Annotated in this window: 17 protein-coding genes; 7 read left to right on the top strand and 10 right to left on the bottom strand. The window is 71.6% G+C overall.

Annotated elements, in window-relative coordinates; all coding sequences use genetic code 11:
• Positions 1-29: 29 nt before the first annotated feature.
• From ABH941_RS25820 to ABH941_RS25805, 4 genes are all read left to right on the top strand, one after another.
• Complete coding sequence (locus ABH941_RS25820; protein WP_370131882.1) at positions 30-911, top strand: oxygenase MpaB family protein; 882 nt, start codon at positions 30-32, stop codon at positions 909-911.
• 40 nt (positions 912-951) lie between these two features.
• Positions 952-1,779: a DNA-formamidopyrimidine glycosylase family protein gene (locus ABH941_RS25815; RefSeq protein ID WP_370131880.1), complete on the top strand. Its 828-nt coding sequence runs from the start codon at positions 952-954 to the stop codon at positions 1,777-1,779.
• Between the two features lie 67 nt (positions 1,780-1,846).
• The gene (locus tag ABH941_RS25810) at positions 1,847-2,662 is read left to right on the top strand and encodes a VOC family protein (protein WP_370131878.1); all 816 of its coding nucleotides are present in this window, start codon (positions 1,847-1,849) and stop codon (positions 2,660-2,662) included.
• Positions 2,663-2,810: 148 nt separating this feature from the next.
• On the top strand, positions 2,811-3,281 hold the full coding sequence (locus tag ABH941_RS25805; protein ID WP_370131876.1) for a type B 50S ribosomal protein L31: 471 nt from the start codon (positions 2,811-2,813) through the stop codon (positions 3,279-3,281).
• Positions 3,282-3,347: 66 nt separating this feature from the next.
• Here ABH941_RS25805 and ABH941_RS25800 read toward each other — a convergent pair whose 3' ends face one another.
• The 3 genes from ABH941_RS25800 to ABH941_RS25790 form a co-directional block, all read right to left on the bottom strand.
• Positions 3,348-3,593 carry a DUF2630 family protein gene (locus tag ABH941_RS25800; protein ID WP_134008831.1) on the bottom strand — a complete coding sequence of 82 codons (246 nt, stop codon included), beginning with the start codon at positions 3,591-3,593 and terminating at the stop codon, positions 3,348-3,350.
• 100 nt (positions 3,594-3,693) lie between these two features.
• The gene (locus ABH941_RS25795) at positions 3,694-4,047 is read right to left on the bottom strand and encodes a hypothetical protein (RefSeq protein ID WP_370131873.1); all 354 of its coding nucleotides are present in this window, start codon (positions 4,045-4,047) and stop codon (positions 3,694-3,696) included.
• 61 nt (positions 4,048-4,108) lie between these two features.
• Positions 4,109-5,386, bottom strand: coding sequence for an MFS transporter (locus tag ABH941_RS25790; protein ID WP_370131871.1), 1,278 nt, complete (start codon positions 5,384-5,386; stop codon positions 4,109-4,111).
• Positions 5,387-5,469: 83 nt separating this feature from the next.
• Between ABH941_RS25790 and ABH941_RS25785 the strand changes: the two genes are divergently transcribed.
• Positions 5,470-6,030 (top strand): TetR/AcrR family transcriptional regulator, encoded by a 561-nt coding sequence (locus tag ABH941_RS25785; protein ID WP_370131869.1) that lies wholly within the window; start codon positions 5,470-5,472, stop codon positions 6,028-6,030.
• A 106-nt stretch (positions 6,031-6,136) separates the two neighbouring features.
• Positions 6,137-7,162, top strand: coding sequence for an Ig-like domain-containing protein (locus tag ABH941_RS25780; RefSeq protein ID WP_370131867.1), 1,026 nt, complete (start codon positions 6,137-6,139; stop codon positions 7,160-7,162).
• Here ABH941_RS25780 and ABH941_RS25775 read toward each other — a convergent pair.
• Positions 7,121-8,176 carry a DUF2332 domain-containing protein gene (locus ABH941_RS25775; RefSeq protein ID WP_370131865.1) on the bottom strand — a complete coding sequence of 352 codons (1,056 nt, stop codon included), beginning with the start codon at positions 8,174-8,176 and terminating at the stop codon, positions 7,121-7,123. The genes ABH941_RS25780 and ABH941_RS25775 overlap by 42 nt on opposite strands.
• 351 nt (positions 8,177-8,527) lie before the next feature.
• Between ABH941_RS25775 and ABH941_RS25770 the strand changes: the two genes are divergently transcribed.
• The gene (locus ABH941_RS25770; protein WP_370131863.1) at positions 8,528-12,088 is read left to right on the top strand and encodes a choice-of-anchor D domain-containing protein; all 3,561 of its coding nucleotides are present in this window, start codon (positions 8,528-8,530) and stop codon (positions 12,086-12,088) included.
• 63 nt (positions 12,089-12,151) lie between these two features.
• Here the strand turns inward: ABH941_RS25770 and ABH941_RS25765 are convergent, their stop codons facing one another.
• The 6 genes from ABH941_RS25765 to ABH941_RS25740 all read right to left on the bottom strand — a co-directional run bounded on the left by ABH941_RS25765 (position 12,152) and on the right by ABH941_RS25740 (position 18,932).
• A complete protein-coding gene (locus ABH941_RS25765) occupies positions 12,152-13,390 on the bottom strand; it encodes a PP2C family protein-serine/threonine phosphatase (protein ID WP_370131861.1) in 1,239 nt (412 codons plus the stop codon).
• A complete protein-coding gene (locus tag ABH941_RS25760; protein WP_370131859.1) occupies positions 13,387-14,907 on the bottom strand; it encodes a CHASE3 domain-containing protein in 1,521 nt (506 codons plus the stop codon). Before ABH941_RS25760 ends, ABH941_RS25765 begins: the two co-directional genes overlap by 4 nt.
• Positions 14,908-15,138: 231 nt before the next feature.
• Positions 15,139-16,527, bottom strand: coding sequence for an NADP-dependent succinic semialdehyde dehydrogenase (locus ABH941_RS25755; RefSeq protein ID WP_370131858.1), 1,389 nt, complete (start codon positions 16,525-16,527; stop codon positions 15,139-15,141).
• A 4-nt stretch (positions 16,528-16,531) separates the two neighbouring features.
• Complete coding sequence (locus tag ABH941_RS25750; protein WP_370132059.1) at positions 16,532-16,960, bottom strand: DUF5709 domain-containing protein; 429 nt, start codon at positions 16,958-16,960, stop codon at positions 16,532-16,534.
• A 75-nt stretch (positions 16,961-17,035) separates the two neighbouring features.
• A complete protein-coding gene (locus tag ABH941_RS25745) occupies positions 17,036-17,842 on the bottom strand; it encodes a hypothetical protein (protein WP_370131857.1) in 807 nt (268 codons plus the stop codon).
• A gap of 124 nt (positions 17,843-17,966) precedes the next feature.
• Positions 17,967-18,932 (bottom strand): RNA polymerase sigma factor SigF, encoded by a 966-nt coding sequence (locus ABH941_RS25740; protein ID WP_370131856.1) that lies wholly within the window; start codon positions 18,930-18,932, stop codon positions 17,967-17,969.
• Positions 18,933-19,018: the final 86 nt, after the last annotated feature.

Genomic DNA, 19,018 nt, shown 5'->3' with positions numbered 1-19,018 from the left:
CCGGCCCTTTCCCGGGGTAGGAGCCCGGCATGCGGTCGGAGACGAGCGGGGACACGGACGGGACGACCATGGGCGCAATCCCCCGGCAGGCGCCGGACTTCGGGCTGTTCGGCCCGCAGTCGGTGACCTGGCGCGTGCACGCCGACCCGATGATGCTGCCCGCCGGGCTGCGCGCGCTGCTGCTCCAGGCGCTGCACCCGCTGGCGATGGCCGGCGTGGCCGAGCACTCCCGGTACCGGGAGGACCCCTGGGGGCGGCTGATCCGGACCGCGCAGTACGTCGGCGCGGTCACCTACGGCAGCACCGAGCAGGCGGAGCAGGCGCTGGCCCGGGTCCGGGCCGTGCACCTGCGGGTGCGCGGGACCGATCCGGAGACCGGCGCGAGCTACCGCGCCGACGACCCGGAGCTGCTGACCTGGGTGCACTGCTGCGAGACGGACAGCTTCCTGCGGGTCACCCGGGCCGGCGGGCTGCGGCTGACCGCCGCCGAGGCCGACCGCTATGTCGCCGAGCAGCGGGAGACGGCCTGGCGGCTCGGGGTCCCCCGGACGGCTCCGCTGCCGGCGACGGTGCGCGGGCTGGCCGACTACTTCGACCGGATCCGTCCGGAACTGCGGGCCGGCCCGGCGGCCCGGGAGGCCGCCCGCTTCGCCCTGCTGCCGCCGATGCCGCTCTGGGTCGAGCTGGCCACGCCCGCGCGGCCGGCCTGGACCGGGATAATGGCCCTGGGCGTGGCCTCGCTGCCGCGCTGGGCCAGGCGCCTGTACGGGCTCCCGGGCTGGCCGGTGGCGGATCTGGGCGCGCGGGTGGCGACCCGCTCGCTGCGCACCTCGCTGCTGGTCCTGCCCGCAGGGCTGCGCGAGGGCCCGCACCTCAGGGAGGCCCGGGCCAGGCTCGCCGCCCACGCGTAGTCGAAGCCGGAGCAGGAGAGACCGGGAGAGGAAGGCAGCCATGCCCGAGGGCGACTCGGTCTTCCGCACCGCCCGCATGCTGCACTCCGCGCTGGCCGGACGGGAGTTGACCACCGCCGAGCTGCGCGTGCCCGCCCACGCGACCGCGGAGCTGACCGGGCGGCAGGTGCTGGAGGTGCTGCCGCGCGGCAAGCACCTGCTGACCAGGATCGAGGGCGGGCTGACCCTGCACACCCATCTGCGGATGGACGGCCGCTGGCAGACCTACGGCAGCTCCGAGCGCTGGGGCGGCGGCCCCGCCTGGCAGATCCGGGCGGTGCTGGGCAACGCCCAGCACACGGCCGTCGGCTACCGGCTGCCCGTGGTCGAACTGCTGCGGACCGGGGAGGAGCAGCGCGCGGTCGGCCATCTGGGCCCGGACCTGCTGGGCCCGGACTGGGACGCCGACCGGGCCCTGCAGCGGCTGTCCGCGGATCCGGGGCGGCCGCTCGCCCTCGCCCTGCTGGACCAGCGCAACCTGGCCGGAATCGGCAATGTCTACGCCAATGAGCTGTGCTTCCTGGCCGGGGCCGGCCCGTGGACCCCGTTCGGCGAGGTGGCGCGCCCGGACCGGGTGGTGGCCCTGGCCCACCGGCTGCTGGGGCTGAACCGGCTGCGCTCCGGCCACATCACCACCGGTGACGCCCGTGCCGACCGCCGGCACTGGGTCTACCGGCGCGCCGGACAGCCCTGCCGCCGCTGCGGCACCCGGATCGCCCGCTCCACCATCGGCGCCCCGCCGCAGGACCGGATCGTCTTCTGGTGCCCGCGCTGCCAGCCCGGGGATGCGCTGTCGCGCCGAACGGAGCATTCGCCCGAAACGGTCTAAAGTCGTCGCGATGGGCCATGTGCACAGATTCGCCGATGTGCACAGCAGCACAGTCCAGGAGGAAGCGATGACGGCACCACCGGCCGAGAATCGGACCACCCCCCGGGTCCCCTGCATCCCGGGCGCCCCCAGCTGGGTCAGTCTGCTCGCCCGCGACCCGGCCGCCCAGCAGGCGTACTACGGCGCGCTGCTCGGCTGGCACTACGAGCAGGTCGAGGAGGAGTGGTGGGGCGCCTACGCCTTCGCCGTGGCCCAGGGCCAGCGAGTGGCCGGCATCGGCTCGCAGCCCCAGGGCTGGGCCACCGCGCCGACGACCTGGACGGTCTTCTTCGGCGTCGAGGACATCGACGGGGCCGCCGCGCGGGTGCGCGAGCGCGTCGGCACGGTCGGGATCGGCCCGGTCGACGTCAGCGCGGGGCGCGTCGCCATCGCGGTGGACCCGTCCGGCGCGGTGTTCGGGCTGTGGCAGGGCCGGCCCGGGCCCACCCGGATCCTGGAGATGTCCGGCGCGCCGTCCTGGATGGAACTGCGCACCGACCCGTTCGCCGCCGCCCTGTTCTACGGCGAGGTGCTGGACTGGGCCGGTCAGGACCGCAAGCACCTGGACGTGCAGTGGGAGAACGAGCGGGTGGTGCTGCGGGCCGGCGGCCACCGGATCGCCGCCCTGCGCGAGGCGGACCCGCTGCTGGCCGGCGGTACCGCCCGGGCGGAACGCCCGTACTGGCATGTCTCCTTCGCGGTGGACGACGCCGACACCGCGGCCGAACGGGCGATCCGGCTGGGCGGCACCGCGGTGCTGCCGGTCGCCGACTCGCCCTACGGGCGCATCGCCGAACTGCGCGACCCCGAGGGCGCCCGGTTCGCGCTGATCAGCAACGACTGAACCGGCCGCCCGGAAAACGGTCGGAAGCCGTCCGGAAGAAGGCCGGAAGCCGCGCCGATCCGGGCCGCTTGTGGCACTGTCGAGACCGTGGCGAGCACTACCGCGCTCCCTGTGCGACCCATCCGTCTCCTGATTACCTGGAGTGAGCATGCGACAGGACACCCACCCCGACTACCACCCCGTCGTGTTCCGGGACCGGTCGGCCGGCTACGCCTTCCTCACCCGGTCCACGGCGACCAGCGAACAGACCATCGAGTGGGACGACGGCGCTACGTATCCGGTGGTGGACGTCGAGATCTCCGCCGAGAGCCACCCGTTCCACACCGGCCGGGCCAGGACCGTCGACCCGCAGGGCGAGATCGCCAAGTTCCAGCGCCGCTACGGCGGCGGTGGTGTCGGTGGCGGCGGCGTTGGTGATGGCGGTGACGACGCGGTGCGCACCCCCACCCCGGGCGAGGTCACCCCGGACGCGCTGCTGCACACCGGCAGCGACGGCGAGGTGTCCCCCGAGGACCTGGTCCAGGCCAGCGGACGGGACGTCACCCCGCAGACGCTGGAGTGGGCCCGCCGGCGGCTGGCCGAGGAGGGCCGGGCGGCCGTGGACAAGCAGCTGCCCTGACGGACCTGACCCAGGACGCGAACGGAAAGGGCCCGGTGACGGTTGGTCACCGAGCCCTTTCCGGCTTCAGGACTTGTAGCCCTCGACCTCGGACGCCGGCCGGATCGCCGCGGCGTCCTCGGCCTGTCCGAACTCGCGCAGGGCCCGGCGCTGCCGCAGCAGGTCCCAGCACTGGTCGAGCTGCACCTCGATCTCGGCGAGCTGCTTGTGCGCCAGCTCCGGATCCGCCTCCCCCGAGGCGACCTTGGCCCTCAACTCGTGCTCGGCGGTGACCATGCTGTTGATGGCCTCCAGAATGTCGGGATCAGCCATGCGCTCCTCCTGGTACTGCGGACTTGTCCTCCGGAAACGGCCGGATCGGGGGCTGCCCCCGCTCCCATCCTGCCCGCACGGCCCGCGCCGTGCACGGCGATCAGGCCGCGTGCCCCCAGCCGCGCTCGGGTCCGGGCCGACGGGCCCGGTGGCGTTCGACGCCCAGCAGGGGGACCAGCACGGTGGCGGCAAGGAGCAGCAGCACCACGACCGTGATCACCACGACCGGCCCGGGGCGTCCGGGGACCTCGGCGGCCAGCAGCACCCCGGCCGCGACCACCAGCAGCAGGCCGACCGCGCCGCGCGAACCGCGCAGGAACAGCCACAGGTGCCAGATCCGGTGCAGCCGCATGGTGCTCAGTCTCCGGTCGAGCTCGGCGTCGGCCTTCAGCCGCTCCTCGATCCCGTCCAGGATCCGCTGTTCCCGCAAGGTCAGTGCCGGTCCGTCAGTCATCGCCATCCCCGCAACCCCCACCGTCGACCATGGAGTGCGGCTTCCCGACCTGAGCGGGTTTCTAACCTCCGGACGCGACCCGGTTCTCCTGGGACCGGTCCGCGGAGGCCGACACCGAGGGCGAGGAGGAGGCCACCAGCACCGACCGGCCGACGGCCCGCCGTGGGCGGACCAGGCCGACCAGGGCGAGGGCGGCCAGGGCCATCACCGCCAGGCCGTACTCGCGGGTGGTGGGGAGCAGGCCGCCGCCGTGCACCACCAGCACGCCGCCGATCACCGCGGGCAGGCCCATGGCCAGGTAGGAGACCACGTAGAGGGTGGACAGCAGGCCGGACCGCTCGTGCGGGGCGGCCAGCGGGACGGTGGTCCTGATCGCGCCCTGGAAGCCGCCGCCGAAACCGGCCCCGGCCAGCGCGGTGCCGAGGAAGAAGCCGGCAGTGGAGCGGTGGTCGACCGAGAGCAGGGTGACGCCCACGCCGACGACCAGGGCGGCGATGCCGAGCAGCATCACCACGCGCGGCCGGACGTCGCGCAGCAGCAGCACGGTCAGCGCCCCGCTGCCGGCCAGCACGAACAGGGCCAGTCCGCCGAGCAGGGAGGAGTCGGAGCCGACGACCACCCGGACCACGGCGGGCGCCACCGAGCCGTAGAAGCCGGCCAGGGCCCACACCGCCACCAGCACCGGCACGGCGGTCAGCACCGGGCCCAGGGCGGTCCTGGGGATGCCCAGCCGGGGCCGCAGCGAGGCCAGCGCGCCGGGCTTGGGCGCGGAGGTCTCCGCCATCAGCCACACGCCCACGCCCTGCAGCACGAAGACGCCGAGCAGCGCCAGGTAGACCAAGTGGACCGGCCAGGGCAGGAACTGGACCAGCAGCCCGGAGGCGATGGAGCCGGTCGCGGTGCCGGTCATCGGCGCCACGGCGTTGGTGATGGTGCCCTTGGCCTTGTCGATGTCGAGCATCCCCGCCCCGACGGCGCCGACGGCCGCTCCGGTGGCGAGGCCCTGGACCACGCGGGCCAGCAGCAGTTCGGGCACGCCTCCGGCGGTGGTCAGCACCACCATGGTGACGGCCTGCAGGGTGATGCCGGCCAGCAGCACCGGACGGCGTCCGACATGGTCCGACAGCGAGCCGACGACCAGCAGCGCGGCGAGCACCGCGAGGGCGTAGACGCCGAAGACCACGGTGGTCGTGATCGGGGAGAAGCCCCATTCGCGCTGGTAGACGGCGTAGAGCGGGGTCGGCGCGCTGGAGGCGGCGAGGAAGGAGACAACGATCGACGCCTGGAGGTAGAAGGCGACGCCGCGCGGTAGGTAGCGCCGTCGGGGCTGGCTGGTCATGACTGCTCCCCAGAGAGATTGGTCAGACAGGTCTGTCTAAGTAGAGGCTTACATTAGACAGACCTGTCTGTTAAAGTCAACCCATGGCTACCTCGGCACGGGAGCGGCTCCTGAAGGCCGCCACTGAACTGTTCTACGAAGAGGGCGTGCACACGGTCGGCATCGACCGGGTGATCGAGCGGGCCGGTGTGGCCAAGGCGACCCTCTACAACACCTTCGGCAGCAAGGACGAGCTGATCCGCGCCTACCTGGCCGACCGCCACGAGTCGCGCCGGCTGCGGATCACCGCCAAGGTCGAGCAGCAGCAGGACCCCAGGGAGCGGCTGCTCGCGGTCTTCGACGCACAGAGCGACTCCATCGCCGCGCCCAACTACCACGGCTGCGCCTTCGTCAACGCCAGCGCCGAGGCGAGCCCGGACAGCGCGATCCAGGTGGTCGCCGCCGAGTACCGGGCCTGGATCCGGGGCCTGTTCACCGACCTGGCCCGGGCCGCCGGCGCGGCCGACCCCGAACAGCTGGCACGCCGGCTCGTCCTGCTCTACGACGGCGCCTCCATCTCGGCCCGGATGGACCACGACCTGACCGCCGCGGACCTCGCCAGGAGCACCGCCGCCGAGCTGCTGGACGCGGCCGCACCCCGCTGAGCCCGAACTTTTACCCGGCCTTTACGTGCCCTCCGCAACCGCCTGCGTAGAGTTCCGAGTCTTTGCACTCGGATATCCAATGTCATGACGTGAGTGGAGCGAGTACGTGCGGCGGATCATGAACACCATCGGGATAACCCTGGTGGCCGGGGCGGTGCTGGGCAGCGCGAGCGCCTGCGGCGGGAACGCGTCGGCGAAGAGCGCGGGGTCGTCACAGGTGAGCGTCGCCCCCGGGACCAGCGCCGGGGCCAGTGCCGGGTCCGGCACCAGCAGCAGCGCCTCCCCCAGCGCCAGCCCCTCACCCACGCACCCGGCCGGGCCGGCCATGCTGCTGGACTCGCTCACCCCGGCGGAGGGCGGCAACGTCGGCGTCGCGATGCCGATCTCGATCGTCTTCACCAAGGCGGTCGCCGAGTCCGCGCGCAAGGCGATCGAGCAGCACCTCACCGTCTCCGCCTCGGTCCCGACCACCGGCGCCTGGCACTGGTACAGCAGCAGGCGGGTCGACTGGCGGCCGCAGAGCTACTGGAAGTCCGGCACCAAGGTCTCGGTCAGCGCCGACCTCACCGACGTGGGCGACGGCAACGGCGACTACGGCACCCACTCCTACAAGCACACCTTCACCATCGGCAGCGACGTCGAGACCACGGTGTCGGTGACCGGCCACTCGATGACGGTCAGCAACGGCGGCAAGGTCGTCCGCACCATGCCCATCGACGCCGGCAGCTCGACCTGGCCGTCCTGGGACGGCACCATGGCCGTGATCGACAAGCAGAAGGAGGTGCGGATGACCTCCTGCAGCGTCGGCATCAGCTGTGACAAGACCAGCCCCAACTACTACGACCTGACCCTGCCCTGGGACGTGCACCTCACCGACTCCGGCACCTACGTCCACTACTCCACCGGCGACCCCGACCCGGGCCACAGCGTCGGCTCGCACGGCTGCATACACCTCTCGCTGAGCAACGCCGAGTGGTTCTACAACTACGTCAAGCAGGGCGACCCGGTCACCGTCACCGGCTCCCCCCGCGGCAAGGCCGCCGGCGACAACGGCTTCGCCGCCTTCAACCTGACCTGGTCCCAGTGGCTGTCAGGCAGCGCCGCGGGCGCCCAGCAGACCGCCACGCTGTAAGCAAAAAAAGCCGCGCGCCCCTCCTCGGGCCACGGCGACGGAACTGCGTGCTGGTGGATCAGGCGAACCAGTCCAGGGATTGGCCGTGGGGACCGGTGAAGGCCACCGGCTGCCTGTCCAGGGCCAGGACGAACACGTCATGGTCCTGCGGTGCGGGCCGGGGCAAGCGGTCTTGCACGGATGGCAGGACGTGGGGGCCTCGTTGGAGATCCAGTGGCAGGGGAGGGATCGCACGGTCTCGGCGAAGGACTCCCGGGCCTCGGTCGGCAGATAGGCCAGCACGGCGCTGTGGAAGACCACCGCAGTGGCACCGTCGGGGACCTGGGCGATCAGGTCCCCGACGGCTTCGTTGAGGTCGCCGCGCACCAGGTACGCGGGCTCTGTCTGGGCGACGCGGACTGCATCCCGCAGGCGGCGCAACCGCTCGTGCTGTTCGGGCCAGACCAGGCTCTCCAGCCAGTGGACGTCGTTGGTGTTGTTCACGTCGAGGGGGTTGAGGTCGATGCCGGCACGCCAGGCCACGGTGGGCAGTTGCTCCGGCAGCGGGGCTGTGCCGTCCGTGCGGCAGTCCAGGAGGACTTGACCGTCGGTGGGGCCGAGCACTGGGCCACCGTCGTAGCGGTAGCGGTAGCGGTCCGGATACAGGCACAACCCGGCCGAGGCACCCACCTCGATCAGCGCGAGCGGCTGGGGCAAGGAGGCGAGGAGCGGCAGCAGGGTGGCACACCGGCCCGGCTCGTTCGTCTGGGTGAACCGTCCACGCATGGTCTGCTCGACCCGGTCCCATGCGGCCACCGTCCAAGCTCGGAAGGCCCGGTACTCGGTGACGGGACCGCCGAGGAATCGCACTGCTCCCAGCAGCAGATTCGGCTGCCGCCTGGATGCGGGAAGCCGGTCGATCAAGGCCAGTAGCTCGGCGTCCACGGCGATCTGAGCCGCCAACGTCTCGTAGCTCGCGGAATGTCCGCGTACCTCCATGGTCGCGAAGCGCCGGTACCGCTCTGCTGTGTCCATCGACCACTCCTCCGTCGTGACGATCTTGACGGCTGAGGGTGTTCGGGAGAGGAGCTGCCGCTGGAGAGTCACCGACATCACCCAGCGGCCCGGAGTCCACGTGCCCCGGTCCAGTTGGGACCGCTCCCAGAGGCCGTCTCAGCAGTCCTGACGCACGGAGACCCAACCAGGAGGTCTCTTGCCGTCAAAAGTTAGATTCCAACGAAGATGTGTCTAGATATTGCGCTGAGTTGTCGACACCGTTACGGTCCAGCGTGCACCCGTCAACCCTCTCCTGTGTTCCCAGCTCTCCACCCCACCTGACTGCGGAGCCGCTTCGGGTCCGGCCCTCCGCGTCGAAGGGAGCAGAAGGTGTCCCATTCCATCCACCAGCTGAGGCGAGCGCTCGCCCTGGCGGTCGGCACCGCGATGCTGGCTGCGCTCAGCCTGGTCGCGTTGGCGGTTCAGCCCGCCTGGGCCGCCGCCACCGGCGGCAGCGGCGCGAGCCTGCCCTACGTAGAGGTCCAGGCGGAGAACTCCGCCACCAACGGGACGGTCATCGGCCCGAGTTACGCCCAGGGCCAGCTGGCCGACGAGGCCGCGTACCGCAAGGCCGTGACCCTGCAGGGCAGCGGACAGTACGTCAGTTTCACCACGCCGGTGGCCACCAACTCCATCGACTTCCGCTACAGCATCCCCGACACCTCGAGCGGTTCGGTCTACACCGCACCGCTGTCGCTCTACATCAACGGGGTCAAGCAGTCGGACTTCACCCTGACCAACGCCTACAGCTGGTACTACGGCAGCTACCCCTTCACCAACTCCCCCGGCAGCAACCCGCACCACTTCTTCGACGAGGTGCACCGCCTGTTCAGCACCACCTATCCGCAGGGGACGACCTTCAAGCTGCAGGTCGACTCCGAGGACACCGCCTCCTCCTACACCGTCGACTTCGCCGACTTCGAGCAGGTCGGCGCGGCGCTGACGCAGCCGGCCGGATCGGTGTCGGTGACCAGTGAGGGCGCCGACGCGACCGGCGCGGCCGACGCCACCAGCGCCTTCAACGCCGCGATCAGCGCGGCCGGTTCGGGCGGAACGGTGTGGATCCCGCCGGGGACGTACAACGTCCCGGGCCACATCAGCGTCAACAACGTCACGGTCGCCGGCGCCGGCATGTGGTACTCCACCGTCGCCGGGACGGCGCCCGGCTTCTACGGCAACTCCGCGCCGTCGCCGAGCACCAACGTGCACCTGCAGAACTTCGCGATCTTCGGCAACGTCCAGGAACGCAACGACAGCGCGCAGGTCAACGGCATCGGCGGCGCGCTGAGCAACTCCTCGGTGTCCAACCTGTGGATCGACCACATGAAGGTCGGCGCCTGGATGGACGGGCCGATGGACAAGCTGACCTTCAGCGGGATGCGGATCCGGGACACCACCGCCGACGGCATCAACTTCCACGGCGGCGTCACCAACTCCACCGTCACCAACAGCGACATCCGCAACACCGGTGACGACGGTGTGGCCACCTGGGCGGACTCCTCCCTCGGGGCGGACGCCAACGACACCATCTCCAACAACACCGTCGAGTTGCAGATCCTCGCCAACGGCATCGCGATCTACGGCGGCCACGACAACACCGTCACCGGGAACCTGGTGCAGGACACCGGTCTAGCCCAGGGCGGCGGCATCCACGTGGGGCAGCGCTTCACCTCCACCCCGGTGGGCACCACCACCATCTCCAACAACACCATGGTCCGCGACGGCAGCCTCGACCCCAACTGGCAGTTCGGCGTCGGCGCGCTGTGGTTCGACGGCAGCCAGGGCGCCATCACCGGACCGATCAACGTCACCAACGCGCTGATCCAGCAGAGTCCGTACGAGGCGGTCCAGTGGGTCGAGGGCACCATCAGCGGGGTCTCGCTGAACAATGTGACCATCGCCGGCACCGGGACCTTCGCCCTGCAGGAGCAGACCGGCGGCGCGGCGACCTTCACCAACGTCAACGCGACCGGCGTCAACGGCCCCTCCCCCGTGTACAACTGCGAGGGCGGCAACTTCGTGGTGACCGACGGCGGGGGCAACTCCGGTATCAGCGGCACCCCGTACTGCAGCGGCTGGCCGACCCCGGTCTTCCCGCCCTACCCGGCCACCGGGGTGACCGCCACCCCGAGCGCGCTCAACTTCGGTTCGGTGGCCACCGGCGCGACCAGCGCCGCGCAGACGGTGACGGTCGCCAACCCGACCGGCTCGGCGGCGGCGGTCTCGTCCATCGCGACCAGCGGTGACTTCGCCCAGACCAACACCTGCGGTTCGTCGATCGCGGCGAACGGCTCCTGCACGGTCAGCGTGACCTTCAAGCCGACCGCGACGGGCAGCCGCACCGGCAGCCTGACCGTCAACGCGGGCGGGGTCACCAACACCGTCAGTCTCTCCGGCACCGGCACCGCGCCGGGTCCGGTGCTGAACGCCTCACCGGCGAGCCTCAGCTTCGCCGGGACGGTGGTCGGTTCCTCGGCCGCCGCGCAGAGCATCACCGTCACCAACTCCGGCACCACCTCGGCGACCGTCTCCGGCGTCGCGGTGACCGGTGACTTCAGCCAGACCAACAACTGCTCCAGCATCGCGGTCGGCGCCTCCTGCACGGTCAACGTCGGCTTCAAGCCCACCGCGGGCGGTTCCCGCACCGGCACCCTGACCGTCACCAGCGACGCCAACAACAGCCCCACCACCGCCGCCCTGACCGGGACCGGCATCGACAGCAGCACCAACATCGCGGCCGGCCGCCCGGCCACCGCGAGCTCCAGCAACGGCGTCTACGTCCCCGCCAACCTCACCGACGCCGACGCCTCGACCTACTGGGAGAGCGCCAACGGCAGCTTCCCGCAGTGGGCCCAGGTCGACCTCGGCCAGAGCTACAGCGTCGGCAAGGTCGTCCTCAAGCTCCCGCCGGCGACGGCCTGGAGCGCCCGCACCGAGACTCTGTCGGTGCAGGGGTCGACGGACGGATCCACCTTCTCCACCATCGTGGCCTCGGCCGGGTACACCTTCGATCCCAACGCCAACAGCAACACGGTGACCATCACCTTCAACGCCGCCACCGCGCGGTACGTACGGGTGAACATCACCGCCAACACCGGCTGGAGCGCCGGCCAGCTGTCGGACTTCGAGGTGTTCCCCAGCGGCAGCGGCGGCTCCACACCGTCGGCGACGCTGTCCACCAACCCGAGCTCGCTGACCTTCGCCAGCCAGGCGCTGAACACCAGCAGCAGCGCGCAGTCGGTGACGGTGAGCAACACCGGCACCGCGGCCGCGACCGTCTCCGGCGTCGCCACCACCGGTGACTTCGCGCAGACCAACACCTGCGGTTCGTCCATCGCGGCGGGCGCCTCCTGCACGGTCAGCGTCACCTTCACGCCGACCGCGTCCGGAACCCGCACCGGCGGCCTCACCGTCACCGGCAACGCCTCCAACAGCCCGACCACGGTCGCGCTGACGGGCACCGGGGCCGGCACGGTGAGCACCAACCTGGCGGCAGGAAAGGCCACCAGCGAGTCCAGCCACACCGATGTCTACGCCTCCTCCAATGTCACCGACGGCAACCAGAGCAGCTACTGGGAGAGCGCCAACAACGCCTTCCCGCAGTGGGTGCAGGTGGACCTCGGGTCCGCGCAGAGCGCGAGCCGCGTCGTGCTCCAGCTCCCCGCGGGCTGGGGCGCCCGCGACCAGACGCTGTCGCTGACCGGCAGCACCGACGGCAGCACCTTCAGCACCGTCAAGTCGTCGGCCACCTACACCTTCGACCCGTCCGCCAACAACACGGTCACCATCACGTTCCCCGCGACCACCCAGCGGTACTTCCGGGTGACCGTCACGGCGAACACCGGATGGCCGGCCGGACAGATCTCGGAGTTCCAGATCTGGAACAGCTGAGCTGAACCGCGACGGTGCCGCCGAGTACGTACGTATTTCGGCGGCACCGTCTCGGCGGCACCGTCACGCCCAGCTGAGGTGGAGCACCGCCAGGTCGTCCGCGTGACGGCCGGCGTTGAGTGTCTGGGCGGTGCCGACCAGGTGGTCCAGCAGCCGGTCGGCGGCCTGTTCCGGTGCGCTGGTGATCAGTTCGACCAGGCCGGCGGTCTCCAGCCGGTCCTTGCCGGGGCCGCGGTAGCCCTCGATCAGGCCGTCGGTGTAGAGCAGCAGCGCGCCCTTGTCCGGCAGCGACACCTCGGTGGGCCGCCAGCGGCCGCCCCCGGGCACGATCCCCAGTGCGGGGCCGTGGGCCGCCTCGACCTCCCTGGCCCCCCCGTCGGCGCACAGCAGCGGCTCGTGGTGCCCGGCGAGGTAGACGGTGGCGGTACGCTCCCCGGGGTCCAGGGTGACCGTACTGCAGGTCGCGAACATGTCCTCGCGCGGGCGTTCGGCGACCAGCACCTGTTCCAGCAGGCCCAGCAGTTCGCTGCCGCGGTGTCCGGCCAGCACCAGGGCGCGCCAGGTGATCCGCAGGCAGACGCCGAGCGCGGCCTCGTCCGGGCCGTGGCCGCTGACATCGCCGATGACGGCGTGCACGACGCCCTCGCCGGCGTCGTCACCGCCGCCGGTCTGCACCACGTCCAGGAAGTCGCCGCCCAGCAGCGCCCGCTGACGACCCGGCAGATAGCGCATGGTGGCGCCGACCCGTTCGTCGCGCAGCAGCGGGGCGGGCAGCAGCCCGCGTTCGAGCCGGGTGTTCTCCTGGGCGTGGATCCGGTTCTCGCGCAGCTCCGCGTTGGCGCGCTCGGCCTGCTTGCGGTGCACCGCGTAGCGCACCACCCGGTCCAGCAGGTCCGCGGTCACCTGCCCCTTGACCAGGTAGTCCTGGGCGCCGTTGGCCACCGCCTGCACCCCGGTCCGGGATTCGGCCAGCCCGGTCAGGACGATCACGGCGGTATGCGGGCAGGCCGCCTCCAGGGTCTGGATGGCGCCCACACCGCTGGCGTCGGGCAGGTGCAGGTCCAGCAGCACGCAGTCCGGCGTCTGCCCGGCGAGGTCGGCCAGGGCGCCCGCCATGGTCTGGGTCCAGCTCAGGGTGTGCGTCAGTCCGGTGTCCGCGAGCAGCTCCTCGACCAGGAGCGCGTCGCCGGCGTCGTCCTCGACCAGCAGGATGCGGTAGCTCTCGGTCGGAGCCGGGGCCAAAGCGGCGGCCTGGGCCGGGATTCCGGCGCCGGCCAGTGCGGCCCATACCGGGGTGCTCATACGACCACCCCGGCCCGCTCGGGCTCGCCGGGATCGGCGACCGGGACGGCGGGCGCGAGCGGCAGGGTGAAGCTGATCCTGGTGCCGATCGCGCTGTCCGGGTCGATGGAGATGGTGCCGCCGTGGAACTCGACCACCTTCTTGCACATGGCCAGGCCGATCCCGTTGCCCGGATAGGCCTCCTTGGTGTGCAGCCGCTGGAAGATCACGAACACCCGGTCGGCGAACTCGGCGCCGATGCCGATGCCGTTGTCCTGCACCGCGAACTGCCACCGGTCCCCCTCCTCCGCGGCCGACAGATGGATCTCCGGGGCGCGGTCCGGGGACCGGAACTTGATGGCGTTACCGATCAGGTTCTGGAACAGCATGCCGATCTGGGTGCTGTCGGCGACCAGCACCGGCAGTGGATCATGGGTGATGACGGCCCCGGACTCCTCGATCGCAATGCCCAGTGCGTCCACCGTGGCCGTGAACACGTCCTCCAGGTCCACCGGCGCGTACTCCTTGTGCGTCCGGCCGACCCGGGAGAACGCCAGCAGGTCGTTGATCAGGGTCTGCATCCGGTTGGCGCCGTCCACGGCGAAGCCGATGTACTGGTCCGCGCGATCGTCCAGCTTGTCCGCGTAGCGGCGCTGGAGCAGCTGGCAGAAGCTGGCGATCTTGCGCAGCGGCTCCTGCAGGTCGTGCGAAGCGACATAGGCGAACTGCTCCAACTCGCCGTTGGAGCGCCGCAGTTCGCCGGCCTGCTCGTCCAGTCTGGCCCTGGCCTGGTCGGAGAAGGCCAGTTCGTCGGCCAGCCGCCGGCGCATGCCCTCCACCTCCTCGGCGAGCCTGCGCAGGTCCGCGGGACCGGTGGCGGTGACGGCACGGGCGAAGTCGCCGGCGCCGACCTCGCGGACGTCGCGCGAGAGCCGCTCCAGTGGTGCGGTCACTCCCCGGCGCAGACCGGACACGACCAGGGCGGCCAGCAGCAGGATCACCAGGGCGGCGGCGGAGAAGACCCAGTTGCGCTGCCGCTGCGCCGACAGGAGCTGCGCGTAGGCCGTGGCCCGCGCGGCCTGCAGATGGGTCTGCTGCACGGCCGCCGCTGCCCGGATCGCGTCGAACTCGGTCTTGCCCAGGTCCGAGCGCTGGGCGGCCAGGGCGACCGGGGCGCCCGGCGGCGCGGCCGCGACCGGGCTCGCGATGTCGTCCTGCCAGGTCTTGATCCGTCCCAGGACCGTGTCCAGGTCCGCCGTCGCCGGGGCGTCCTTGGCGAACAGGCCGCGGAGCCTGGTGACCGCCGTCTGCTGGTCGGCCAGTCCCTCGGTGTAGGGCTGCAGGAACGCGGTCCGGCCGGAGAGCGCGTAGCCGCGGATCCCGGTCTCCTGGTCGAGCACGGCCGCCTCCAGCCGCACCGAGCTGGTCAGCGCCGGCGAACTGTGGTTCACCAGGGTGTCCGTCACCGAGGAGGCCCGGTTCAGCGCCCAGGCCCCGAGCAGCCCGAGCACCAGCAGGACCGTCAGCGCCACGGCCATGCCGACGGAGAGCCACCTCCGGGTGGTCCACCGGCTCCAGACCGATTCCGCCCCGTCTGCTGACTGTTTCGCAGTTCCTCGCGCCACCACGTGGGTTCCCTCCCTGAAGCAGCCGCGCCACAGCTCGCGGCACTCACCCTACAGCGAGCGAGGACAACAGTTGTTGTCCACGGCTGAGCCGGGACCCTGGGTGGCCTGGGTCCACGCCGTGCGGTCAGCCGTACCGGACCGTCAGCCGTACCAGACCGTCGTCACATTGCAGAACTCCCTGATCCCCTGCGCCGACAGCTCGCGTCCGTAGCCGGAGCGCTTGACCCCGCCGAAGGGCAGCGCCGGGTGCGAGGCCGTCATGCCGTTGAAGAACACGGCGCCGGCCTGGAGGTCGCGTTCCAGCACCGCCTGCTCCTGCGGGTCGGTGGTCCAGGCGTTGGAGCTGAGGCCGAAGGAGCTGTCGTTGGCCAGCGCCACGGCCTGCTCCAGGCTGTCGACCCGGTAGAGGGTGGCGACCGGGCCGAAGCACTCCTCGCGGTGGATCCGCATCTCCGGGGTGATCTCGGTGAGCACCGTCGGCTCGTAGAACCAGCCCGCCGGGCGGTCCTGCGGCCTGCGCCCGCCGCACTGCGCCTTGGCGCCGTGCCGGAGCGCGTCGTCGACCAGCTCCTCCAGGTCGGCCCGGCCGCTCTCGGTGGCCAGCGGGCCGACGTCGGTGCCGGCCGCCATCGGGTCGCCCACCCGCAGCGCGGACATCCCGGCCACGAAGGCGGCGGCGAACTCCTCGTAGACGTCGGCGTGGACGATGAAGCGCTTGGCGGCGATGCAGGACTGCCCGTTGTTCTGCACCCGCGCGGTGACCGCGACCTTCGCCGCCCGCTGGACGTCCGCCGAGGGCAGCACCAGGAAGGGGTCGCTGCCGCCCAGCTCCAGCACGCTCTTCTTGATCTCGTCCCCGGCGATCGCGGCGACCGAGCGGCCGGCCCCCTCGCTGCCGGTCAGCGTCACCGCGGCGACCCTGGGATCGCGCAGCACCGCCTCGATCGCGCCGGAGCCCACCAGCAGCGTCTGGAAACAGCCGACGGGATAGCCCGCACGGGTGAAGAGGTCCTCCAGCAGCAGTGCCGTCCGGGGGACGTTGGACGCGTGCTTGAGCAGCGCGGTGTTCCCGGCCATCAGCGCCGGGGCGGCGAACCTGACCACCTGCCAGAGCGGGAAGTTCCACGGCATCACGGCCAGGACCGGGCCCAGCGGCCGGTAGCGGACATGCACCGCCGAGGCGCCGGAGTCGGCGACGTCGGCCGGGGCGGGATGCTCGTCGGCGAGCAGCGCCTCGGCGTGCTCGGCGTACCAGCGCATCGCCCTGGCGCACTTGTCGACCTCGGCCAGGGCCTGGGCCAGCGGCTTGCCCATCTCCAGGGTGAGCAGCGCGGCATCGGCCTCCCGCTCGGCCGACAGCAGGTCGGCGGCGGCCCGCAGCAGCACCGCGCGCTCGCCGAAGCTGGTGCGGCGGTGCACCTCGAAGGCGCTCGCGGCCCTGGCCAGCCGGGTCTCGACGGCGTCCGCGTCCAGCGCCTCGAAGGTCTCCAGGGTCTCGCCGGTGGCGGGGTTGATCGTGGCTATCGCCATGGGGTCACCACTCCCCGTCGGGGACCACGTGCACCGCGGCCTCCTCGGCGGAGGCCCCGGCCCCGTCGATGCCCTGGTCGAAGGCGATCAGCCCGTCGGTCTCCAGGTGCGAGCCCTCGCCCGGGGCGACCAGCCGGCCGGCCCGCACGTCGCCGACCTCGTCGTCGATCTCCTCGCCGTCGGTGTCCCAGGCGTCGCCGACGCCGTCTCCGGGCTCCACCCCGACCTCCGGCACCTCCCCGGCGAGGCGCTCGTCCAGGCTCCCGTCGCCCTCGTAGCGGTTGGCCGCCAGCGGCCTGTCGGGCGGCGAGTAGCCCTCGTCCAGGGCGTCGGCCAGACCGCGGTCGATCAGGGTGTCCTCGGAGTCCAGCAGCCCGTTGTCGTCGTGCTCGTCCTCGCCGGGATCGGGCTGGTAGACCCCGTCGCCGGTCATGTCGTCACTCACGGTCGCTCCTCCTCGTTCGGTACGGCTGCTCCATCCAATCGTGCCCCCGCCGACCCCGCTCGGTCAGCCGGTCTCAAAGGCGGTGAACCACGAGGCCGGCTCCTCCAGCGCCGGGGATATGGCCTCGTAGCGCAGCAGCACGTCGGCGTGGCGGAAGAAGGTGGAGCGGCAGCCGCTCCAGTCGTAGTCGTAGACGCTGACCGGGAGGCCCGCCACATCGGTCTCCACACCCTCGGGCACGTCGGAAAGCGCTTCCTCCGCATCCAGCAGGGCCAGGTGCAGTGCCATCTCCTCCGCCGGGCAGCGTGGGCGCGGCCACTCCCCCGCGGCCAGGTCCGCGGCCAGGGCGCAGAAGGAGGAGATGAAGCGGATCCGCCAGTCGGCGTCCTGGCCCCAGGTGGGCTTGGGCAGCGCGGCGAAGACCACGCCGCTGCGGGTCTCCGGGCGCACCGGGGCGCCGCCGAGCTCGTCCAGCTCGTTGCGGGCGCAGTCGGCGAGGATCCGCAGCTGGCCGTGGAGCACCGCCGCGGTGCGCGGGGTGAGCAGCCAGGACGTCTCCGCCCCGGACGGCGGGGTCAGCGGGAACAGCGCGCCGAAGTCCGGGGCCCGCCCGGCGCCGAAGCTGCCCGGCGCCCCGACCGCGACGACCGAGGTGACCGCCTCGACGCTGTCGATCCCCGCCAGCAGCCGGTCCGGGTCGATGAGAACGGCGAGCGCTCCATAGGGTCCGGACGCGACCTGTTCGGCCCTGGCCCGTACCTCCTCGGCCCCGGCTCCCCGGGACACCGCACCGAGACCGGCCGCCCGCAGGCCGTCCCAGTCGGTCAGCCGCACCCGCAGGGTCAGGCTGACTTCAATCTCCTCCGACATGACCACAGGATAGGTCGACCTGCGGCCACTGCATCCGTCGCAGCTGTAATGGTCACGCAAAAGCTGCGCGGTTCCTGGGCGTCTTCTCCCTTTCTTCCCTTTGTTCTCCCGATTTTTGTTCTTTCTATTCGTCGATCAGCAGTCTGCTCCGCAGCCGCCCCAGCGCCCGGGAGAGCAGCCGGGAGACATGCATCTGCGAGATGCCGAGCTGGTCGCCGATCTGGGACTGCGTCATGTCGGAGACGAAACGCATCGAGAGGATCAGCCGCTCCCGGTCGGTGAGCTCGGCGATCAGCGGCTTGAGCGACTCCAGGTTCTCGATGCCCTCCAGCCCCGGATCCGGTTCGCCCAGCCGTTCCGCGAACGAGGAGCCGTCGTTGCTGTCCTCGGCGGAGGCCACTCCGGCGTCGATGGAGCTGACGGAGTACCCGTTGGCGGCGACCAGGCCCTCGCGTATCTCGTCCTCGGTCAGTTCGAGGTGCGCCGCCAGCTCGGCGGGGCTGGGCGCGCGGTCCAGCGACTGGGACAGCTCGTCGGCGGCCCGGGCCAGCCGCAGCCGCAGCTCCTGCAGCCGGCGCGGCACATGCACGGCCCAACTGGTGTCCCGGAAGAAGCGCTTGATCTCACCGACGATGGTGGGCATGGCGAAGGTGGGGAACTCCACCCCGTGCCCCAGGTCGAACCGGTCGATGGCCTTGATCAGGCCGATCGTGCCGACCTGGACGATGTCCTCCATCGGCTCGCTGCGGGTGCGGAACCGCCCGGCGGCGAACTTCACCAGCGCCAGGTTGAGTTCGACCAGGGTGTTGCGCACGTACTGGTACTCGTGGGTGCCCTCCTCCAGCTCGGCCAGCCGGGCGAACATCACCTTGGACATGGCCCGGGCGTCGGTGGGACTGACGGAGCCCGGGTCGGACAGGTCGAAGTCCGGAAAGAGCGCTGGTCCGGCCGGGGCCGCTGCCGTCTGACGTGCGGACGCCGCGATACCGGCCGCTGCGATGCCGGCCGCTGCGATGCCGGTCGCTGCGATGCCGGTCGCTGCCTGCCGCGTACCGTCCTGCCGGAGCATGGTCTGCGAGCTGGCGTTCATGGGTCCCTCCCGGGGTTCGTCGTGCGAAACGGGTCGAACCGTGTCAGTGCGCGTCTGCGATGTCGCCTACCCCGGGTCCCGGTTCC

Source organism: Streptacidiphilus sp. EB103A (assembly GCF_041261405.1).
Taxonomy (GTDB): domain Bacteria; phylum Actinomycetota; class Actinomycetes; order Streptomycetales; family Streptomycetaceae; genus Streptacidiphilus.
The sequence above is the reverse complement of the archived record's forward strand: the minus strand, read 5'-3'. Positions and strand labels throughout refer to the sequence as shown.

Coding starts and splice junctions, on each gene's coding strand:
- ABH941_RS25790 (WP_370131871.1), bottom strand. CDS start 5,386: ATGACCAGCCAGCCCCGACGGCGCTACCTACCGCGCGGCGTCGCCTTC.
- ABH941_RS25750 (WP_370132059.1), bottom strand. CDS start 16,960: ATGACCGGCGACGGGGTCTACCAGCCCGATCCCGGCGAGGACGAGCAC.
- ABH941_RS25740 (WP_370131856.1), bottom strand. CDS start 18,932: ATGAACGCCAGCTCGCAGACCATGCTCCGGCAGGACGGTACGCGGCAG.
- ABH941_RS25815 (WP_370131880.1), top strand. CDS start 952: ATGCCCGAGGGCGACTCGGTCTTCCGCACCGCCCGCATGCTGCACTCC.
- ABH941_RS25800 (WP_134008831.1), bottom strand. CDS start 3,593: ATGGCTGATCCCGACATTCTGGAGGCCATCAACAGCATGGTCACCGCC.
- ABH941_RS25755 (WP_370131858.1), bottom strand. CDS start 16,527: ATGGCGATAGCCACGATCAACCCCGCCACCGGCGAGACCCTGGAGACC.
- ABH941_RS25795 (WP_370131873.1), bottom strand. CDS start 4,047: ATGACTGACGGACCGGCACTGACCTTGCGGGAACAGCGGATCCTGGAC.
- ABH941_RS25765 (WP_370131861.1), bottom strand. CDS start 13,390: ATGAGCACCCCGGTATGGGCCGCACTGGCCGGCGCCGGAATCCCGGCC.
- ABH941_RS25805 (WP_370131876.1), top strand. CDS start 2,811: ATGCGACAGGACACCCACCCCGACTACCACCCCGTCGTGTTCCGGGAC.
- ABH941_RS25760 (WP_370131859.1), bottom strand. CDS start 14,907: ATGGCCGTGGCGCTGACGGTCCTGCTGGTGCTCGGGCTGCTCGGGGCC.
- ABH941_RS25745 (WP_370131857.1), bottom strand. CDS start 17,842: ATGTCGGAGGAGATTGAAGTCAGCCTGACCCTGCGGGTGCGGCTGACC.
- ABH941_RS25810 (WP_370131878.1), top strand. CDS start 1,847: ATGACGGCACCACCGGCCGAGAATCGGACCACCCCCCGGGTCCCCTGC.
- ABH941_RS25775 (WP_370131865.1), bottom strand. CDS start 8,176: ATGGACACAGCAGAGCGGTACCGGCGCTTCGCGACCATGGAGGTACGC.
- ABH941_RS25820 (WP_370131882.1), top strand. CDS start 30: ATGCGGTCGGAGACGAGCGGGGACACGGACGGGACGACCATGGGCGCA.
- ABH941_RS25785 (WP_370131869.1), top strand. CDS start 5,470: ATGGCTACCTCGGCACGGGAGCGGCTCCTGAAGGCCGCCACTGAACTG.